This is a genomic window from Amycolatopsis sp. NPDC003865, from assembly GCF_053605345.1.
In genome coordinates this window covers 237,175-253,582 of the sequence record NZ_JBSGJA010000004.1, presented here as the reverse complement: position 1 = coordinate 253,582, position 16,408 = coordinate 237,175, and the positions used below count along the sequence as shown (strand labels likewise).

Below are 16,408 nucleotides of genomic sequence, written 5' to 3'. Positions count from 1 at the left end.
CAACTCGACCATAGTAACTACTGCGATCGAGGCCCTCGGCACCGGGTCGATACGCTGCCGGAGGACCGGTCAGGAGGTTACGGGGTGCGGGTGCTGGACGCGGCGGCGGTGTCGGCCTGGGCTGCGGGTTGTGTGCACAGCCTGGCGAGCCTGCGGCCGGCCATCGACGAGATCAACGTCTACCCCGTCGCCGACTCCGACACCGGCTCCAACATGCTCTTCACGATGCGCGGCGCGGCGCGGGAGCTGGAGCAGTCCGCGCCGGGAACCGCCGCCGAGGCGCTGAAGGTCCTCGCCCGGGGTGCGGTCGCCGCGGCCAAGGGCAACTCCGGTGTCATCCTCTCCCAGGTCGTGCGCGGGCTCGCGGACCGCGCCGAAGGCGAGCTGGACGGCGCGTGGCTGGCCGCCGCGCTGGGCCACGCCGACGAGGTCGCCACCGGCGCCGTGAGCCGCCCGGTCGCCGGGACCATCCTCACCGTCCTGCACGCCGTCGCCCTGGCCGTGCGCGGGGACACGCGCAGCCTCGGCGAAGTCGCGCGGAAAGCCGCCGAAGAGGCCGCGCACGCCCTCGAGAAGACGCCCCTGCAGCTGCCCGCCCTGGCCAGGGCGGGGGTGGTCGACGCCGGTGCCCGCGGGCTCGTCGCCGTGCTCGACGCCTTGGTCGGCGTCCTCACCGGCGCCGCCGTCGAGCGGGACCACGCGCTGGAAGTGCCCACCGCGCAGGAGCAGGCCTACGCCTGGGAGGTCATGTACCTCCTCGACGGCGTCGACGAGCAGAGCCTGCCGACCCTGCGCAAGGAGCTGAGCGGCCTCGGCGACAGCGTCACGGTCGCCGGCGACGGCTCGGGCAGCCACGCCGTGCACGTCCACTGCGCCGACATCGGCGCCGCCATCGAAGCCGGCCTCGCGCTGGGCCGCCCGCGCAAGGTCCGCGTCGAACCGCTGCTCACGCCGACGCCGATCGAGCCGGGCGGCGGGATCGACCGCACGGTCGTCGCCGTCGTGCACGGCGGCGCGCTGGCCGAGCTGCTGCGCGCCGAGAGCATTCCCGTGCTGGCCGTTCCCGAGGGCGGGACGCCGAGTGTCGAGGACGTGATCAGCCTGCTCAACGAAGCCGCCGGGCAGCACGTCACCGTGCTGCCGGGCAGCGTCGGGCTCACCGCGGCGGTCGACGCCGCCGCCGGGCACGCGATGGCCGCCGACCGCGACGTCGTGGTCATCCCGTGCGTCTCGCCGGTGCAGGTGCTGGCCGCCCTCGCCGTGCACGACGCCGGGCGCCGCACCAACGACGACGTCGTCGCGATGGCCGAAGCGGCCGCCGCGACCAGGCGTGGCGAACTGCGGATCGCGCAGGAGGAGTCGCTAACCTGGGTGGGCCGGGCCCAGTCCGGCGACGTGGTCGGCCTGGTCGACGACGAAGTGGTGCTGATCGAGCCGGCGCCCGCGTCGGAGACGAACCTGGTCGCCGCCGCGATGAAGGTGCTCAACCGGATGCTGGCGCTCGGCGGCGAGCTGGTGACGGTGCTGAGCGGGGCCGGCGTCCCGCCCGGGGTCGCCGAGGAGCTCGCCGAGCAGCTACGGGTGGAGCACCCCGAGGTGGAGCTGGCCGGCTACGCCGGCGGCCAGACCGGCGCCGTGCTGCTGATGGGAGTCGAATAGCGAGATGGCCGGACTGCGCGACAAGCTGCCGCTGCTGCTGGGCGCCAAGACGGCGAAGGCGCTCGCCACGTCGCTGGGCATCGAGACCGTCAGCGATCTGCTCCGCCACTACCCCCGCCGCTACGCCGAGCGCGGCGAGCTCACCGACATCGCGGGCCTCGAGCTGGGTGAGCACGCGACCGTGCTGGCGCGCGTGGAGAAGGTGAGCAAGCGGCGGATGAAGTCCCGCAACGGGACCATCCTCGACATGGTGATCACCGACGGGAAGCGCCGGCTCACCTGCGCCTTCTTCAACCAGGCCTGGCGGGAGAAGGACCTCGTCCCCGGCAAGACCGGCCTGTTCGCCGGCAAGGTGTCCGCCTTCCGCGACACGCTGCAGCTGACCAACCCCGAGTACGAGCTCTTCGAGGCCGACCGCGCCGACGAGGCCATGGACGACTTCCTCGCCGCGATCATCCCGGTCTACCCGGCGGCGCAGGGGATGCCGACCTGGTCGATCGCCAAGTGCGTCCGCCAGGTCCTCGACGTCCTGGAGGTCGACGAGGACCCGATGCCGGCCGAGCTGCGGCGGCTGCACAAGCTGTCCGACCTCGACACCGCGCTGCATGGCATCCACCGCCCGAGCAACTGGGCGCACCTTGAAGCGTCGAAGAAACGTCTCAAGTGGGACGAGGCGATGGCCGTCCAGCTGATCTTCGCGCAGCGGCGGCACTCGGCGATCTCGCGGCCGGCGAAGGCGAACCCGCACGTCAGCGGCGGCATCATGGACGCCTTCGACAAGCGGCTGCCGTTCGACCTCACCGCGGGCCAGCGGGGGATCGGCGACGAGATCGCCGCCGACCTGGCCTCCGAGCACCCGATGAACCGGCTGCTGCAGGGCGAGGTCGGCTCCGGCAAGACGATCGTCGCGCTGCGGGCGATGCTGCAGGTCGTCGACAACGGGCGGCAGGCCGCGATGCTCGCGCCGACCGAAGTTCTCGCCGCGCAGCACGCGCGGTCGCTGCGGGAGATGCTCGGCGACCTCGGCCAGGCCGGCGAGCTGGGCGCGGCGGAGAACGCCACGAAGGTGACGCTGCTGACCGGGTCGATGGGCGCGAAGGAACGCAAGAAGGCGCTGCTGGAGATCGTCAGCGGCGAGGCGGGGATCGTCGTCGGCACGCACGCGCTGATCCAGGACCACGTCGAGTTCGCCGACCTCGGTCTGGCCGTCGTCGACGAGCAGCACCGCTTCGGCGTCGAGCAGCGGGACGCGCTGCGCACCCGCGGGTCCGGCGACACCAGCCCGCACGTGCTCGTCATGACCGCGACGCCGATCCCGCGCACGGTCGCGATGACCGTGTACGGCGACCTGGAGGTGTCCGCGCTGCGCGAGATGCCGGTCGGGCGCTCGCCGATCTCCACCACGGTCGTGCCGGTCGCCGAGAAACCCGCGTGGTTCGAGCGGATCTGGCAGCGCGTGCGGGAAGAGGTCGGCAAGGGGCACCAGGGGTACGTCGTGTGCCCGCGGATCGGCGACGAGCCGCCGTCGGACAAGAGCGACAAGCGCCCGCCGCTCGCGGTCCTCGACGTCGCCCCCGACCTGGAGCACGGCGCGTTGCAGGGGCTGAAGATCGGCGTGCTGCACGGCCGGATGCCGCCCGACGACAAGGACGCCGTGATGCGGGCGTTCTCGGCCGGTCAGCTGGACGTCCTGGTGGCCACGACGGTGATCGAGGTCGGCGTCAACGTCCCGAACGCGACCGCGATGGTGATCATGGACGCCGACCGCTTCGGCGTCAGCCAGCTGCACCAGCTGCGCGGCCGCGTCGGCCGGGGCAGCGTGCCGGGCCTATGCCTGCTGGTCACCGAGGCCCTCGACGGCACGGCCACGCGCGAGCGGCTGGCGGCGGTCGAGTCGACCACCGACGGCTTCGAGCTGTCGCGCCTCGACCTCGAACTGCGGCGCGAAGGCGACATCCTCGGCGCCGCGCAGTCCGGCAAGCGGTCGACGTTGAAGCTGCTTTCGCTGCTGCGCGACGAAGACGTGATCGCGGCTTCGCGAGCCAGTGCGCAGGAGATCGTCGAGAAGGACCCGGACCTGAAGAAGTACCGGGGCCTGGCCCAGATGGTGGCCGACGTCGTCGACGTCGACCGCGCCGAGTACCTGGAGAAGAGTTGATCCGCGAAGCCACGGTGGCCGACGCGCCCGCGATCGGCGAGGTCCACGTGCGGTCCTGGCAGGCGGCCTACGCGGGGCTGATCCCCGCGGACTTCCTCGCCCGGCTGTCGGCCGAGTCGCGGGCGGCGTCGTGGGCCCGGCACCTCGAGAACGGCGCCGGTCCGGTCCTGGTCGCCGAGGAGGACGGCGTCGTCGTGGGGTTCGCGGCGTTCGGTCCCGGCCGGCTCTTCGCGCTGTACCTGCTGCCGGAGCACTGGGGCCGCGGCCTCGGCCGGGCGCTGCACGACCGGGTCGTCGAAGAGCTGCCCGGGGACAGCGCCGTCCTGTGGGTGCTGTCGACGAACGAGCGGGCGAAGGCCTTCTACGCGCGGCAGGGCTGGGTCGACGACGGCGTCACCCAGACCGAGACGGTCGACGACGGCCGCGTCACGCTGGAGGAGCGGCGGTTCAGCCGCCGGTTGCGGTGAACACGCCGGCTCTCGCCGCGGCCGCGGCGGCTTTCGCGGCGACTCCGGCGTCCCGCGGGGTCACGCCTTCGCGGGAGACGAACAGGCGGTAGAAGACCGGGCCGCACGCGAACCGCACGACCTCGACCGCGTCGGTGCCCGCCGGGACCTCGCCGCGTTCGACGGCCCGGTCGACCACGACGGCCGAGCGCGCGTGGCGGTCGACGTAGAACTCGCGCAGGGCGTCCGCGGCGCGGGCCGACAGGAACGCCGCCGAGATCGACGCCGTCGGCAGCTCGCGCTCGCCGGGCGAGGTGAAGTAGTGCACCAGCTCCAGGTTGATCCCGCGCAGGTCGCCCTCCAGCGAACCGGTGTCCGGCGCCGTCCACTCCTGCTCGGTGCCCATCAGCAGCGCCGCCGCGACCAGGCCTTCGGCGGACTCCCAGCGGCGGTAGAGCGTCGTCTTGTGGACGCCGGAACGCTCGGCGACCGCCTCGACGGTCAGCTCCGCGTACCCACGTTCCCCGAGCAGCTCCAAGGTGGCGTTCAGCGCGGCCAGGCGGGTCCGCTCGGTGCGGCCGCCCGGGCGTTTGGTCCCGGAAATCTCGGTTGCCAACTGCTACTCCTGTTGCGTTAGTGTGCCCAGTATGCCAGAACCCGACTCCATCGACGTCGCTTCCGTCGCCGAGCTGATCGGCGCTGCCGAGGTCGTCGCCATCGGCGAGAACAACCATCACATCCGCGAGTTCGGGGTGCTGCGCGACCGCCTCCTCCGGCACCTGGTCACCGAGCTCGGGTTCACCGTGCTGGGGTTCGAGGGCGGGTTTCCCGAAGGGCGCCTGGTCGACACCTGGCTGCGGGGCGGCCCCGGCGACGTCGCCGACGTGGCCAGGGACGGCTTTACGTTCGGCCTCGGCGACTCGGCCGAGGTGCACTCGATGCTGACCTGGCTGCGGGGGCGCGGGGTCCGGTTCCACGGGCTCGACGTGCCGGGTTCGGCGGGTTCGCCGGTGCCCGCGCTGCGGGCGGTCCGGGAAGTCCTGTCGCGGGTGGATCCGGCCAACGTGTCCCTTGTGGACAACGCGCTGGCGGCTTGTGCCCCCTACGCGTCGGTCAGCAGCGCGGTCGCGCCCGCGCGGCACGGCGCGATGAGCGTCGAGGCGCGGGACGCGGCGACGACCGCGTTGACCGTCCTCAAAGGACATGTCGAGTCGCTGGCGCCCGAAGCCGTGCACGACGCGGAAGGTGCGCTGCGCGTCGACCTGTACCTGCGGGAGCTGGCCGCGCTCATGGCCGGGCAGGCGCCGGAGCCGCAGAGTTCGTCGCGGGACACGTACATGGCGGAGACCGTGCGGCTGCTGCGCCGGCGGCACCCGGGCGAAAAGATCGTCCTGATGCTCCACAACGGACACCTCCAGCGCCTGCCGTTCTCGCCGATGCCGGGCATGACGGCGCCGTCGGCCGGCACGCTCCTCGCGGCCGAGCTGGGGAACCGCTATTTCGCGCTCGCGTTGACCGCGGTTTCGGGGACGACGACCGGGCTCGCTCCCGACGACGGTTTCCCGCTGGGGTTCCGGATGTTCGAGCAGGCCCTCGACCCGCCCGCGGACGGCAGTGTCGAGGCGGTGCTGGCTCCCCGGGCGCCGTGTGTGGTCGCGCGGCCGGCGGCGACGGGCATCCGGCACGCGCACATGACGGTTTCGGTCGACGTCGCTTCGGCGTTCGACGCGGTCATCTGCCTGAAGGGGCAGGAAACGATTTTCCGGGCCTGAACCGGACAGGTGTGCCCGTTCGGCTGATTGCCGTAGTGGGTTCGCGGGCGTTTCCTACCGGTATGGCCGGGCGGAGGCGGGCGCTGATCGTCGCCAACGGCGAGTACGACAACGCGGGACTGCAGCGGCTGGGCTCGCCCGCGGCGGACGCCGACGCCCTCGCCGGCGTGCTGGCCGACCGGGCGATCAGCGACTTCGACGTGCGCGTGGTGCGGAACGAGACCGCGCACGTGGTCCAGGCGGAGATCGAGGACCTGTGCGCGGAAGGCCGCCCCGAGGACGTCCTGCTGCTGCACTTTTCCTGCCACGGCTTGAAGGACGACGCGGGCGGGCTGTACTTCGCGGCCCGCAACACGCGCCCGGACCGGCTGCGGTCGACGGCCGTGCCGGCGCAGTTCGTCCAGCAGTGCATCCGGCAGACGCGCTCGCGCAGCGTGGTGCTGCTGCTGGACTGCTGCTACGGCGGGGCGTTCGGCCAGGGCGTGGCGGTCCGGGCGTCCGGCGACGCGAACGTCCTGGACAGCTTCCGCGGCGGCCGCGGCCGGGCGGTGATCACGGCGTCGAACTCGATCGAGTACGCGTTCGAGGGGGCGACGCTGGCTTCGGACGAGCCGGCCCAGCCGTCGGTGTTCACGGCGGCGCTGGTGGAGGGGCTGCGCACGGGCGAGGCCGACCGCGACGAGGACGGCTGGATCGCGCTGGGCGAGCTGTACGAGTACCTGTTCGACCGCGTCCGCGAGCGCAACCCGAAGCAGACGCCGAGCCGCGACATCGAGATGCAGGGCGAGCTGTACCTGGCGAAGAGCAGGCGACGGCGCATCAAGCCGTCCCCGGTCCCGCCGGATCTGGCGGGGGCGATCGCGGCGGAGAACCCGTTCACGAGGCTGGGCGCGGTGGCGGAGCTGCGCCGCCGGCTGGCGAGCGACAACCTGCCGGTGGCGGTGGGGGCGTTCGAGGCGCTCCGGTCGATGGCGGCCACGGACATCGAGCACGTGGCGGCGGCGGCCGCGGACGCGTTGTCGTTCGCGGTGGTGCGGGTGGACGTGGCCGCGGTGCGGTTGTCGGCCCCGGCGGGTTCGCGGGCGTCGGCTCCGGTCCGGGTTTCGGGGCCGCCGGTGGCTCGGGAGGTGCGGTTCGACGCGTCGCACGCGTGGATCCGGGCGGCCGAGGTGGCCGGCGGGGCGGAGCTGTCGGTGACGGCGGGGGAGTCGGGTGTCCGGCGCGGCAAGGTGGTGGTGACCGGCCCGACGGGGGACGCGGTGGTGGAGGTGGAAATCGAGACCGAGCCCGCGCCGGTGGAGCCCGAGCCGATTACCGCGCGGGGAGCTGCCGGCGCGGATCCCGGGCCGGTGGCGGTGGAGCCCGAGCTGGTCACCGCGCGGGGAGCTGCCGGCGCGGATCCTGGGCCGGTGGCGGTGGAGCCCGAGCTGGTCACCGCGCGGGGAGCTGCCGGCGCCGAACCCGGGCCAGCCGCCGTCGAGCCCGAGCCGATTACCGCGCGGGAAGCTGCCGGCGCCGAACCCGGGCCAGCCGCAGTCGGGCCCGGGACTGCCGAGCCCGCGCCGGTGGAACCGGAGCCCGCGCCCGCGCCGGTGGAACCGGAGCCGAGCCCCGAGCCGGCGGTCGCGGCGAATCCCGAGCCCGCGCTCGCGTCCGAGCCGGAAGCCGCGCCGGGTGGTCGTACCCGTGCCGTTGATCCCGTCGGTGGCTTTGCCGGGGTCCTCGCCGTCGCCGGGACCGTCCTCGCCGTCGCCGGGCTGCCCCTCAACTACCGCTACGACAGCTACACCCTCGCCCAGTACCGCCCCGGCATGGAGTACTCCGTCGGACTCGTCGCCGCCTGCGCGCTCCTCGGCGGGGTCCTCAGCCTCGTCCCGCGGACCCGCTCGCGGACCGGCCCCGCCCTTCTCCTCGGTGCCGGCCTGGCCGCCCTCTTCGGGCTCATGCGCTTCATCGGCGAAGCGCTCACCCTGTCCACCGGCTCGGCGACCGAACTCGACGCCGGCTTCACGTTCGCGCTGCTCGCCCACCTCGCCTGGGCCGTCGCCGGCGTGTCCGCCCTCGTCGCGCTTCGGCGGAACGGCGGTCTCCGCGCCGGGCCGATCACCGGGTGGGCCTCCTGGGCCGCCGTCGCGCTGGGGATCGTGGCCGCCGCCGGCTGGGTGTTCCAGCTCGCCGAACTCGCCGCCTACGACTCCGACAGCGCCGGGCGCAACGGCGCCTACTTCCTGCTCGGGGCCCTGGTGGCCGTCGTCGTCCCGGTGGTCGCCGTCGTGCTGCGGCCCGTCACGCCCGCCGTCCTCGCCACGGGGCTCGCGGGGCCGGTCGCCGTGCTGCCGCCGACCTTCGCCGCGCTCGCCGACTACTCCTCGCTCACCTATGCCGGGCAGGTCGTCGCCGTCGTGGCGCTCGTGCTGCTCGCCGCCGACGTAGTCGTGCCGGCCCGGCGGAATCAGCCGATCGAGCGACAGTCCTGAGTTGTCGGCCCGGCATCGCCGGGGTACGACGACGATCATGAAGACAGCGACAGTGGTGGCCGCCGTGGTGGTCGTGCTCGCCGGGCAGGCCCCCGCCCTCGCCGACGGCGGGGTGCAGGCCGACCCACCCAGCTGGGGCCTCGACCGGATCGACCAGCATGCCGGGCTCGACCACACCTACCGCTACGCCACCGATGCCGCGGGCGTCACCCTCTACGTGATCGACAGCGGGGTCGACGCGAAGCACCCCGACTTCCAGGGCCGCGTCGCGCCCGGGCGGGACTTCCTGAACGGCGGCTCCGACACCACCGACACCAACGGCCACGGCACCCGTCTCGCGGGGATCGCCGCCGGCAAGGACTACGGCGTCGCGAAGGGCGCGCAGATCGTCCCGGTGCGGGTGCTCGACAAGGACGGCGGCGGCGCCACCGACCAGATCATCGCCGGCATCGACTGGGTCGCGCAGAACGCCCAGCAGCCCGCCGTCGCCGTCCTCGGCATCGGCGGGGTCCCGAACGACCGGCTCGACGCCGCGGTCAAGCGCCTCGCGGCCGTCGTCCCGGTCGCGGTCCCCGCGGGCAGCGAGACGGCGGACGCGAGCGGCTTCTCCCCGGGCCGGGTCGCCGAAGCCCTGACCGTCGGGGCCACCGACAGCCAGGACCACCCGGACAAGGCGTCGAACTTCGGCCAGGACGTCGACCTCTACGCCCCGGGCGTCGACGTCCCCGGCCCGATCGCGGGCGGCACCGGCGCGGGGCCCGAATCGGGGACGTCGATGGCGGCGGCGTTCGCGGCCGGCGTGGCGGCGCTCTACCTCGCCCGGCACCCGGAATCGACCCCGGCCCAGGTGGACCAAGCGCTTGTTCAGGCCGCGACGACGGACGCGCTGAAGGGGGTTCCGGACGGCACGGCCAACCGGCTGCTTTACGCGCCACCGGGATCCTGACAAGCTGCCCCGACGCCGTCGGCGCCAACCCCCAGCGGCGCATGATGTCCATCACCCGGGACTGAACTCCCGCAGAGCGGGAAGAACCGGGTAACGTGCGTTGACTTACCGATCCAACTGGGAAGGACCGGGCATGTTCCGCAAGGTGCTGGTGGCCAACCGCGGGGAGATCGCGATCCGAGCGTTCCGCGCCGGCTACGAACTGGGCGCGGGGACCGTCGCCGTGTTTCCGCACGAAGACCGCAACTCCCTGCACCGGCTGAAGGCCGACGAGGCGTACGAGATCGGCGAACCCGGTCACCCCGTGCGCGCCTACCTCTCGGTCGACGAGATCGTCGCCGCCGCGAAGAAGGCGGGGGCCGACGCCGTCTACCCCGGGTACGGCTTCCTGTCGGAGAACCCCGACCTCGCCCGCGCGTGCGAAGAAGCGGGCATCACCTTCGTCGGGCCGAGCGCCGACATCCTCGAGCTCACCGGCAACAAGGCCCGCGCGGTCAAGGCCGCGCGCGAGGCCGGCGTGCCGGTGCTCGGGTCGTCCGAGCCCTCCAGCGACGTCGACGCGCTGGTCGCGGCGGCCGAGGAGCTGGGCTTCCCGGTGTTCGTGAAGGCCGTCGCCGGTGGTGGCGGGCGCGGGATGCGCCGCGTCGAGGACCCCGCCCAGCTGCGCGAGTCCATCGAGGCCGCCGCGCGCGAGGCCGAGTCCGCCTTCGGCGACCCGACCGTCTTCCTGGAGAAGGCCGTCGTCGAGCCGCGGCACATCGAGGTGCAGATCCTCGCCGACGGCGCGGGCAACATCATCCACCTCTACGAGCGCGACTGCTCGGTGCAACGGCGCCACCAGAAGGTCGTCGAGCTGGCGCCCGCGCCGAACCTCGACCCCGAGCTGCGTGACCGGATCTGCGCGGACGCCGTCAAGTTCGCGAAGCAGATCGGCTACCGCAACGCCGGCACCGTCGAGTTCCTGCTCGACAAGCAGGGCAACCACGTCTTCATCGAGATGAACCCGCGCATCCAGGTCGAGCACACGGTCACCGAAGAGGTCACCGACGTCGACCTCGTGCAGTCGCAGCTGCGGATCGCCTCCGGCGAGACCCTCGACGACCTCGGCCTGTCCCAGGACAAGATCTACCTGCGCGGTGCCGCGCTGCAGTGCCGCATCACCACCGAGGACCCGGCCAACGGGTTCCGCCCGGACACCGGGATGATCTCCGCCTACCGCTCGCCGGGCGGCTCCGGCATCCGGCTCGACGGCGGCACCGCCTTCTCCGGCACCGAGATCAGCGCGCACTTCGACTCGCTGCTGGTGAAGCTCACCTGCCGCGGCCGCGACTTCAAGACCGCCGTCGGCCGCGCGCGCCGCGCCGTCGCCGAGTTCCGGATCCGCGGCGTCGCGACGAACATCCCGTTCCTGCAGGCGGTGCTCGACGACCCGGACTTCCGCGCCGGGCGCGTCACGACGTCGTTCATCGAGGAGCGCCCGCAGCTGCTCACCGCGCGGCAGTCCGCCGACCGCGGTACGCGGCTGCTGACCTACCTCGCCGACCAGACGGTCAACAAGCCCAACGGCGAGCGCCCGAAGACGCCGGACGCCACGCTCAAGCTGCCGAAGCTCGCGAAGGACGCCCAGCCGGCGCCGGGGTCGAAGCAGAAGCTGGTGGAGCTGGGCCCGGCCGGGTTCGCGGAGTGGCTGCGGAAGTCGCCGCACATCGGCGTCACCGACACGACGTTCCGCGACGCGCACCAGTCGCTGCTCGCCACCCGCGTCCGCACGAAGGACCTCCTGGCGGTGGCGCCGGTCGTCGCGAACACGTTGCCCGAGCTGCTGTCGCTGGAGTGCTGGGGCGGCGCGACCTACGACGTCGCGCTGCGGTTCCTCGCCGAGGACCCGTGGGAGCGGCTCGCCGCGCTGCGCGAGGCCGTGCCGAACATCTGCCTGCAGATGCTGCTGCGCGGGCGCAACACCGTCGGCTACACGCCGTACCCGACCGAGGTGACCACCGCCTTCGTCCAGGAGGCCACGAAGACCGGCATCGACATCTTCCGGATCTTCGACGCCCTCAACGACGTCGAGCAGATGCGCCCGGCGATCGAAGCCGTGCGCGAAACCGGGTCCGCCGTCGCCGAGGTGGCGCTCTGCTACACGTCGGACCTGTCCGACCCGGCCGAGAAGCTCTACACGCTCGACTACTACCTCAAGCTGGCCGAGCAGATCGTCGGCGCCGGGGCGCACGTCCTGGCGATCAAGGACATGGCCGGGCTGCTGCGCGCGCCCGCGGCGACCAAGCTGGTCACCGCGCTGCGCAAGGAGTTCGACCTGCCGGTGCACATCCACACCCACGACACCGCGGGCGGCCAGCTGGCCACCTACCTCGCGGCGATCAACGCGGGCGCGGACGCCGTCGACGGCGCGGTCTCGTCGATGGCGGGCACGACGTCGCAGCCGTCGCTGTCCTCGATCGTGGCGGCCACCGACCACTCGGCCCGCACGACCGGCCTGGACCTGCGGGCGATCGGGGACCTGGAGCCGTACTGGGAGAGCGTGCGCAAGATCTACGCGCCGTTCGAGGCCGGGCTGGCGTCGCCGACCGGGCGCGTCTACGACCACGAGATCCCCGGCGGGCAGCTGTCGAACCTGCGCACGCAGGCCATCGCGCTGGGCCTGGGCGACCGGTTCGAGGACATCGAGGCCATGTACGCCGCGGCCGACAAGATCCTCGGGCACCTGGTGAAGGTGACGCCGTCGTCGAAGGTCGTCGGCGACCTCGCGCTGCACCTGGTCGGCGCGGGCGTCTCGCCGGCCGACTTCGAGGCGGAGCCGAACAAGTTCGACATCCCCGACTCGGTGATCGGCTTCCTGCGCGGTGAGCTGGGCGACCCGCCCGGCGGCTGGCCGGAGCCGTTCCGCACCAAGGCCCTGGAGGGCCGCGCGGCGGCGAAGCCGGTCCAGGAACTGTCCGAAGAGGACCGTTCGGCGCTCGCCTCGGAGCCGCGCCGGACGCTCAACCGGCTGCTGTTCCCGGCGCCCACCAAGGAGTTCGAGGCACACCGCGAGGCCTACGGCGACACGTCCGTGCTGCCCAGCAAGGACTTCTTCTACGGGCTGCGGCCGGGGGAGGAGTACTCCGTCGACCTCGAGCCGGGTGTCCGGCTGCTCATCGAGCTGGAGGCGATCGGCGAGGCCGACGAACGCGGCGTCCGCACGGTGATGTCGACGCTCAACGGCCAGCTGCGGCCGATCCAGATCCGCGACCGCTCGATCGCCTCGGACATCCCGGCGACCGAGAAGGCGGAGAAGGGCAACCCGAAGCAGGTCGCCGCGCCGTTCGCCGGCGTCGTCACGCTGCAGGTGGCCGAGGGCGACACGGTCGAGGCCGGCGCGACGGTCGCGACGATCGAGGCCATGAAGATGGAGGCGTCGATCACCGCGTCCGCCGGCGGCAAGGTGGGCCGGCTGGCGATCACGAACGTCCAGCAGGTCGAGGGCGGCGATCTCCTGCTCGTCCTGGAATGACGCTGATCAACGCGGTCCCGCAGCGCCAAGGCGCCGTGGGACCGCGGGCGGCGGAGCTGCCGGACGGGTGCCTCGCGCTCGCGGAGCTGGCCGGGCACGTGCTCGGCCGGCCGGTGCACCACGTCCGGCAGACGCGCGCGCTGTCCGAAGTGGACGGCGGGATCGCGTCGCGGGCGGTGCTGACCGGGGCGAACCGCGCGGCCCAGCTGGCGGCCCTGGAGTCCCCGGGCGGCCCGGTCCTGACCGTCGGCGGCGACTGCGGGGTCGAACTGGTCGCGATCGGCGTGGCCCGCTACCGCTACGGGCCGGGCCTCGGCGTCGCGTGGTTCGACGCGCACGCGGACCTGAACACGGCTTCGACGTCGCCGTCGGGGGCGTTCCACGGGATGGTGCTGCGGTCGCTGTTCGGGGAGGGCGACCCGGAGTTCGCGGCCGACCCGGCCCTGGAACCGGGACGCGTGGCCTTGCTCGGGACGCGGGTGTTCGACCCGGAGGAACGCGCGGCGGTCGACCGCGGACTGGCCGTCCCGGCACTGGATGCCTTGACCGGGGTGGAAAAGCTGTACGTGCACGTGGACCTGGACGTGCTGGATCCCGGGGAGTTCGCCGGGGTGAACCACCCGGAGCCGGACGGCTGGACGATCGCCCGCCTGGTCTCCGAACTGGACGCGCTGCAGCGGTTCGAGGTCGTCGGCGCCGGGATCACGGAGTGCGTGGGGAGTTCGCGTGAGGTCGAGGTGCTGACGCCCGTCCTGGAAGCGGTGGGCCGGCTGCTCACGACCAGGCCGCACGGAGGGCGTTGACGGCGGTGTCCAGGTCGGCGCCGAGCTCCCGGGCCTGGGTCGCGTAGGTCGCCGCGGCGGCGAGGAGCAGTTCCGCGGGGACCGGGCGGCCTTCCGGGAGCGTCACGACCGTGCCGCGGGCCCGTGCCGTCGTCACCCAGCCCGCCGCCTCCAGTTCGCGGTACGCGCGGGCCACCGTTCCGGACGCCAGTCCCAGGTCACGGGCCAGCTGGCGGATCGGCGGCAGGCGCGTGCCCTCCGCCAGCGAGCCCGTCTTGACCGCGTGGACCACCTGGTCGTGCACCTGCCGCCAGGGTGCCAGCCCGTTCTCCGTGTCGACGACGATCTTCACGCCGGGGCCGGCTGCCGCTTCACCGGCGCGGTGACGGCCAGGAACGCGGCCAGCCCGAGCACGACCACCAGCAGCGAGCGGAGGTCACCGGCCGGCCAGCCGATCGCCGTGCAGGCGCCGATGCCCAGCCCGATCGCCACCCGCGTGCTGCGGCAGCGCAGCGCCAGGTCGACCCGGGGGCCGCCGACCGGCGGGCGGCGCACCGCGAGCAGGGTGATCGCCGCGCAGATCACCGCCGTGCCCGCGGCGACCGCCAGCAGCTTCCACTGCGCCGTCAGCGCGAGGTGCGTGATCGACCCGGTGGCGGCCAGCACGCCGAGCACCAGCACCCAGGCCGGGACGACGCCCAGCAAGGTCCGGGGGACGAGGTCCGCTTCCCGGCGCGGGCCGCGGGACGGCCGCTGCGCCAGCAGTTCGGCGATCAGGCCGCCCAGCAGCAGGGTGGCGAAGAGCGCGCCCGGGCCGGTGTCGTCGAGCAGCGGCGGCAGGGCGAGGAAGAGCCACGGGTACCAGAACCGGCGGCGCTTCAGGTACCGGACGGCGAGCATCACCTCGCCGGCGTCCGGATCGGGGATGCCCCAGCGCACCAGCAAGCGTTTTCCCTGCTTCTCACCCGGCCAGAGCACGATCAGGATCGCCAGGCCGATCAGCCCGGTGACGAGCGCCACCGCCAGCACGTTGTCCCACGGCATGCGGACCTCCTCGCTTGTATCAACCACACGATACAAGATGCCGGCGTAACCGCACCGCGAACCGTTCGTTGGGTGGTTCGGCCGTTCGCAGGCAGGCGAACGTGCAGTCGGCGGGATACTTGTCAGCTTCCCGCAGCCGCGTCCGGTGAACTTGTCACGAACCTGACAAGAAATCGGTTTCCTCTCATTCGGGTGACACATTCGGCGCTAGCTTTTCGATGTGTCCGTTGTCACCCCGCTTCAGGTGCGGGGTACCCGGTCACGCACGCGCGTGCCGGAGTCCCGGGGCGGAGCGAAGGAGCTGCGATGTCGGTGGAGCGCGGATTCGAACACGCTGCGCCACCGGCCGCACTGCCCCGCAAGCTCGCCGACATCCTCCGGCCCGAGCTGGCCAGCCTCGCGGCCGAGATCGTCGACGAGATCCGCGCGACCATCCCGGCCTACGCGCGCCCGCTCGACGGCCCGTACGGCAAGTCCATCCGGGCCGGCGTCGAATACGCGATCACGTTGTTCGTCGCGCAGATCGCCGACCCGTCGGTCTCGAAGGAACAGTCCCACGAGGTCCACCACCGGCTGGGGCAGAACGAAATGCGCGAGGGCCGCAGCCTCGACACGCTGCAGTCGGCGTACCGGGTCGGCGCGCGCGTGTCGTGGCGGCGGATCATGCGCGTCGGGCGCAGAAGCGGGCTCTCGTCGGCGGTGATGTCCCAGCTGGCCGACGCGATGCTGGCGTTCATGGACGAACTCGCCTCCGTCGCGCTCGACGGCTACCTGGAGGCGAAGGCGCGCACGGCGGGAGCGCTCGACACCTGGCGCCGCAAGCTGCTGCACCTGATCCTGGAGGTACCGCCGGCCTCCCCGAAGGCGATCGCCGAGCTGGCCCAGCTGATCGGCTGGCCGGTGCCGACGGACGCGACGCCGGTGGCGGTCTGCCCGGCCGACGGCGTCGCCCCGGCCCGCCGCCACGCGGGGCTCGACGCCGACATCCTCGCCGAGCTCGACACACCCGACCCGAAGCTGGTGGTTCCCGGCGAACTCGGCGGCGCCCGCCTGGCGACGCTGCAGGTGGCCCTGCCGGACTGCCGGCTGTCGATCGGCCCGTGCGTCCCGCTGGCGTCGGTGGCGGATTCCCTGCGCTGGGCCCGCAACGCGCTGCACCTCGCCGAACGCGGCGTGCTGGCACCGCGCCCGGTGCTGCGCGCGGAGGAGCACCTGGCGACGCTGCTGGTCAACTCCGACACGGGCCTGGTCGGCACGCTCCGGCACCGCCTGTTCGCGCCGCTGGCGGACATGACGGGCAAGCAGCAGGAGCGTCTGCTGGAGACGCTGCGGGCGTGGCTGGACAGCCAGGGCAACGTGGTGGAGATAGCGGAGCGTCTGGGGGTCCACCCCCAGACGGTCCGCTACCGCATGCGCCAGCTGCAGGCGACGTTCGGCGACAGCCTTCGCGACCCGGCGGCGCGGTTCGAGATGGAGCTGGCGTTGCGCGCGGGCGCGGCGCCGTTGCCGTTGCGGTACCCGGTGAGCGAGCTGCTGCCCTCGCCGCGCTCGGGGGCCGGCTCACGTCCACAGTGGACGCCTCGGTAGCCGGTCACGTCCGCCGCGCCACCCGG

At 73.1% G+C, this 16,408-nt stretch carries 12 protein-coding genes; 9 read left to right on the top strand and 3 right to left on the bottom strand.

Annotated features, from left to right (window positions below; all coding sequences use genetic code 11):
• Window positions 1–84 precede the first annotated feature (84 nt).
• The 3 genes from ACWEVP_RS12770 to ACWEVP_RS12760 are packed head-to-tail and all read left to right on the top strand — an operon-like array spanning window position 85 to window position 4,284.
• A complete protein-coding gene (locus ACWEVP_RS12770; RefSeq protein WP_452062698.1) occupies window positions 85–1,659 on the top strand; it encodes a DAK2 domain-containing protein in 1,575 nt (524 codons plus the stop codon).
• A gap of 4 nt (window positions 1,660–1,663) precedes the next feature.
• Complete coding sequence (recG, locus tag ACWEVP_RS12765) at window positions 1,664–3,817, top strand: ATP-dependent DNA helicase RecG (protein ID WP_452062697.1); 2,154 nt, start codon at window positions 1,664–1,666, stop codon at window positions 3,815–3,817.
• Entirely contained in the window at window positions 3,814–4,284 is a 471-nt protein-coding gene (locus ACWEVP_RS12760) for an N-acetyltransferase family protein (protein WP_452062696.1), read from the top strand. The genes recG and ACWEVP_RS12760 overlap by 4 nt, the downstream gene beginning before the upstream one ends.
• Here the strand turns inward: ACWEVP_RS12760 and ACWEVP_RS12755 are convergent.
• Window positions 4,265–4,879: a TetR/AcrR family transcriptional regulator gene (locus ACWEVP_RS12755; protein ID WP_452062695.1), complete on the bottom strand. Its 615-nt coding sequence runs from the start codon at window positions 4,877–4,879 to the stop codon at window positions 4,265–4,267. The two genes, ACWEVP_RS12760 and ACWEVP_RS12755, sit on opposite strands and share 20 nt — an antisense overlap.
• A 31-nt stretch (window positions 4,880–4,910) precedes the next feature.
• Between ACWEVP_RS12755 and ACWEVP_RS12750 the strand changes: the two genes are divergently transcribed.
• From ACWEVP_RS12750 to ACWEVP_RS12730, 5 genes are all read left to right on the top strand, one after another.
• Window positions 4,911–6,035 carry an erythromycin esterase family protein gene (locus ACWEVP_RS12750; protein ID WP_452062694.1) on the top strand — a complete coding sequence of 375 codons (1,125 nt, stop codon included), beginning with the start codon at window positions 4,911–4,913 and terminating at the stop codon, window positions 6,033–6,035.
• A 62-nt stretch (window positions 6,036–6,097) separates the two neighbouring features.
• Entirely contained in the window at window positions 6,098–8,512 is a 2,415-nt protein-coding gene (locus tag ACWEVP_RS12745; protein ID WP_452062693.1) for a caspase family protein, read from the top strand.
• Between the two features lie 37 nt (window positions 8,513–8,549).
• Window positions 8,550–9,458: a S8 family peptidase gene (locus tag ACWEVP_RS12740; protein WP_452062692.1), complete on the top strand. Its 909-nt coding sequence runs from the start codon at window positions 8,550–8,552 to the stop codon at window positions 9,456–9,458.
• 133 nt (window positions 9,459–9,591) lie between these two features.
• Window positions 9,592–12,969 (top strand): pyruvate carboxylase, encoded by a 3,378-nt coding sequence (locus tag ACWEVP_RS12735; protein ID WP_452062691.1) that lies wholly within the window; start codon window positions 9,592–9,594, stop codon window positions 12,967–12,969.
• On the top strand, window positions 12,966–13,772 hold the full coding sequence (locus tag ACWEVP_RS12730; RefSeq protein WP_452062690.1) for an arginase family protein: 807 nt from the start codon (window positions 12,966–12,968) through the stop codon (window positions 13,770–13,772). Before ACWEVP_RS12735 ends, ACWEVP_RS12730 begins: the two co-directional genes overlap by 4 nt.
• On the opposite strand, the gene ACWEVP_RS12725 is transcribed toward ACWEVP_RS12730, so the two are convergent.
• A complete protein-coding gene (locus ACWEVP_RS12725; protein ID WP_452062689.1) occupies window positions 13,744–14,103 on the bottom strand; it encodes a GntR family transcriptional regulator in 360 nt (119 codons plus the stop codon). The genes ACWEVP_RS12730 and ACWEVP_RS12725 overlap by 29 nt on opposite strands.
• Complete coding sequence (locus tag ACWEVP_RS12720) at window positions 14,100–14,795, bottom strand: hypothetical protein (protein WP_452062688.1); 696 nt, start codon at window positions 14,793–14,795, stop codon at window positions 14,100–14,102. Before ACWEVP_RS12720 ends, ACWEVP_RS12725 begins: the two co-directional genes overlap by 4 nt.
• A 306-nt stretch (window positions 14,796–15,101) precedes the next feature.
• Between ACWEVP_RS12720 and ACWEVP_RS12715 the strand changes: the two genes are divergently transcribed.
• Window positions 15,102–16,382: a PucR family transcriptional regulator gene (locus ACWEVP_RS12715; protein ID WP_452062687.1), complete on the top strand. Its 1,281-nt coding sequence runs from the start codon at window positions 15,102–15,104 to the stop codon at window positions 16,380–16,382.
• Window positions 16,383–16,408: the final 26 nt, after the last annotated feature.